This window comes from Leucobacter sp. M11, from assembly GCF_035726885.1.
Lineage (GTDB): Bacteria > Actinomycetota > Actinomycetes > Actinomycetales > Microbacteriaceae > JAPFRB01.
The window spans coordinates 654,480-657,421 of record NZ_JAPFRB010000002.1 but is presented as its reverse complement, the minus strand read 5'-3'; the positions used below and the strand labels follow the sequence as shown (position 1 = coordinate 657,421).

At 70.6% G+C, this 2,942-nt stretch carries 3 protein-coding genes and 1 pseudogene; 3 read left to right on the top strand and 1 reads right to left on the bottom strand.

The features are described from left to right. Both OOT08_RS07550 and OOT08_RS07545 read left to right on the top strand, forming a co-directional pair. Positions 1-465: pseudogene (locus tag OOT08_RS07550) on the top strand (M18 family aminopeptidase); the annotation flags it as partial. An 83-nt stretch (positions 466-548) separates the two neighbouring features. Beyond that, positions 549-890, top strand: a complete 342-nt coding sequence (locus tag OOT08_RS07545; protein ID WP_325091988.1) for a hypothetical protein — start codon at positions 549-551, stop codon at positions 888-890. A 39-nt stretch (positions 891-929) separates the two neighbouring features. On the opposite strand, the gene OOT08_RS07540 is transcribed toward OOT08_RS07545, so the two are convergent. Beyond that, positions 930-2,015, bottom strand: coding sequence for an ABC transporter ATP-binding protein (locus OOT08_RS07540; protein ID WP_325091987.1), 1,086 nt, complete (start codon positions 2,013-2,015; stop codon positions 930-932). Between the two features lie 214 nt (positions 2,016-2,229). Here OOT08_RS07540 and OOT08_RS07535 point away from each other — a divergent pair. Beyond that, the coding region (locus OOT08_RS07535) for an ROK family transcriptional regulator (protein WP_325091986.1) at positions 2,230-2,942 on the top strand (713 nt) is incomplete at its 3' end.

Sequence of the window (2,942 nt, the reverse complement as noted above, 5' to 3'; positions counted from 1 at the left end):
GGCCCCTTCCTGGAGGAGGTGCTCGATCGGATCTTCGCCGGCCTGGGCGCCGGGACCGAGGACCTGGCCCGCGCGCTCGCCGCCTCCTGGTGCGTCTCCTCCGACGTCGGACACTCCGTGCACCCGAACTACCCAGAGAAGCACGACCCCGCGAACCGCCCGCTCACGGGCGGCGGCCCCATTCTCAAGCTGAACGCCAACCAGCGCTACGCGAGCGACGCGCACGGCTCGGCGCTCTGGGCCCGCTCCTGCGCGGCCGCGGGGGTGCCCAGCCAGGACTTCGTCTCGAACAACCGGGTGCCCTGCGGCTCCACGATCGGCCCGCTGACGGCGACCCGGCTCGGCATTCGCACGGTGGACGTCGGCGTGCCCATCCTCTCGATGCACTCGGCCCGCGAGCTCAGCCACGTCGACGACATCGACGGGCTCGGACGCGCGATCCTCGCCTTCTACGCCGGGGCCTAGGCCCCTCGCGCGGATCGTGGGGCGCCGAACCCCGGCGTCGCGGATCCGTGCGATGTCCAGCTGGGATCGGTAGACTCGCTCCTATGAGCGAGATCCTGCAGGGGAACCGCGACGAAGCCAAGCTTCCCAGTCGACGCAATGTCCCCGTTGTCCAAGTCATCAACGGCCGACCCATCGAGATCACCTATCTCGGAAAGGGGTTGAACGGGGCAGCGACGTGGCTGCTCTGGAACCCGAACCAGCCGAACCACATCGGGCTCGTCCGGCAGGGCAAGATCGGCTACTCCCTGGAACACCGCACCCGAAACGGCGTGGAGCTGTTGGAAAACGTGCCGCTGCGCCGGGTGCAGCTCGCGATCACGACCGACTCGCGCCCAGTCCGTCGGCCCACGCCGCCCGCGATTCAGCCGCGCAGCGCGCGCTGACGCCGAGTTCCGGGGGCGGCCCCGGAACCCGGCGCGGCGTTAGCGGATGCGCTCGCCCGTGCCCGCGTCGAACAGATGCACGTGATCGGCGATCGGGACGACCCGCACGGCGTCGCCCGCGGCGGGGTGGTTCCGCCCGTCCACGCGGACCGCGAGCGGGATCTCGGCACCGTCGACCGTGGCCCTGCCGTAGAGGAAGCCGTCGGCCCCGAGCTCCTCAACGAGGTCGACCGTGAGGTCCAGCCCGGGCTCCTCGGGGGACACGAGGCGCAGATCCTCGGGCCGGACGCCGACCGTCAGGGCGTGCCCCGCGGCGAGCCCCGCCGCGGTGACGTCCCCCTGCGGGACCGCGGCGGAGCCGAAGGTGATGCCGTCCGCGGTCGCGGCCCCGGGGAAGAGATTCATCGCGGGTGAGCCGATGAAGCCAGCGACGAAGACGTTCGCCGGGGCGTCGAGGAGCTCGCGCGGGGTGCCGACCTGCTGGAGCAGCCCGTCCTTGAGGACCGCGATGCGGTCGCCCATCGTGAGGGCCTCGACCTGGTCGTGGGTCACGTAGACCGTGGTGACGCCGAGGCGTCGCTGGAGCGAGGCGATCTGGGTGCGGGTCTGCACGCGCAGCTTCGCGTCCAGGTTCGAGAGCGGCTCGTCCATGAGGAAGACGCGGGGCTGGCGCACGATCGCGCGCCCCATCGCCACGCGCTGGCGCTGGCCACCCGAGAGCGCCTTCGGCTTGCGGTCCAGGTAGGGCTCGAGGTCGAGCAGCTTCGCGGCCTCGAGCACGCGTTCGGCGCGCTCCTCCTTCGAGACCCCGGCGATTTTCAGGGCGAAGCCCATGTTCTCGGCCACGGTCATGTGCGGGTAGAGCGCGTAGTTCTGGAAGACCATCGCGATGTCGCGGTCCTTGGGGGCCGCGTGGGTGACGTCCTGCCCGTCGATCAGGATGCGGCCGCCGTTGACCTCCTCGAGGCCCGCGAGCATCCGGAGCGAAGTGGACTTGCCGCAGCCGGAGGGGCCGACCAGAACCAGGAACTCGCCGTCCTCGATCTCGAGGTCCAGGGCGTCGACCGCGGGGCGGTCGGTGTTCGGAAAAATACGGGAGGCTCCCGCAAACGTGACGCGTGCCATGTTCGTAACTCCTTCACCGGCAGGGACGTGCCGGACGATCCGTTGTGAATGGAATGGCCCCCGCCGTTGGGGGCTCGGCACCAGTATGGCACCCGCTCGGAGGGAAGCGGAAGCACCGGAATCGGGGGCGTCGCGCCCACGCGCCCCCGAGCCGTTGTAAAAATGTGATCAAAATATTTGCGCTTCGGTAAGTTAGTGAGCTTTACTAACAAACATGACCCAGGCACAGGTGCGACGATGGACCGGCACGGCAGAGGGGCAGCGCGAGGCGCCGCTCACCGCCGGTCGAAACCGCGGCGCGCGCACGAAGCAGCTGCCCGGACACGGGCGCAGCCACAACCGCTCGCTCATCCTGCAGACGATCTACCGCGGGGGGCCGGGCAGCCGGGCAGACCTGTCCCGGCAGACCGGGCTCACGAAGGTGACCGTCTCCGATCTCGTCGCGGACCTCATCGCCGACGGGCTCATCCGCGAACTCGGCCAGAGCGAACCCGGGCGGCCCGGCAAGCCCGCAACCGTGCTCGACCTCGACCGGGACGCCTTCCAGATCATCGGAATCGACCTCAGCGACGATGCCGTGCTCCGCGGGGCCGTCCTGGACGTGGACGGGACGATCATCGACCGCGCCGAGGTCCCGCTCGCGGGAGCCACGGGCGACGAGACCACGCGCCTCGTGACCGAGCTGCTCGCTCGGCTCAGCGCCCTCGCGACGAGCCCCGTGCTCGGCGTCGGCGTGGGCTCGCCGGGCATCGTGGACGGGCGCGGCACCGTGCTCGCCTCGCAGAACCTCTCCTGGCGCGACGAGCCCCTCCGGGACATCCTCGAGGCCGCGAGCGGGCTGCCCGTTTCCGTCTCGAACGACGCGAACGCCGCCGTGATCGCCGAGCACAGCTTCGGGGACGCGGGCGGAGACCTGATGCTCGTGAC

Bases quoted from the DNA above. Each gene is read 5' to 3' on its own strand.
- OOT08_RS07545 (WP_325091988.1), top strand. From the start codon at position 549: ATGAGCGAGATCCTGCAGGGGAACCGCGACGAAGCCAAGCTTCCCAGT.
- OOT08_RS07540 (WP_325091987.1), bottom strand. From the start codon at position 2,015: ATGGCACGCGTCACGTTTGCGGGAGCCTCCCGTATTTTTCCGAACACC.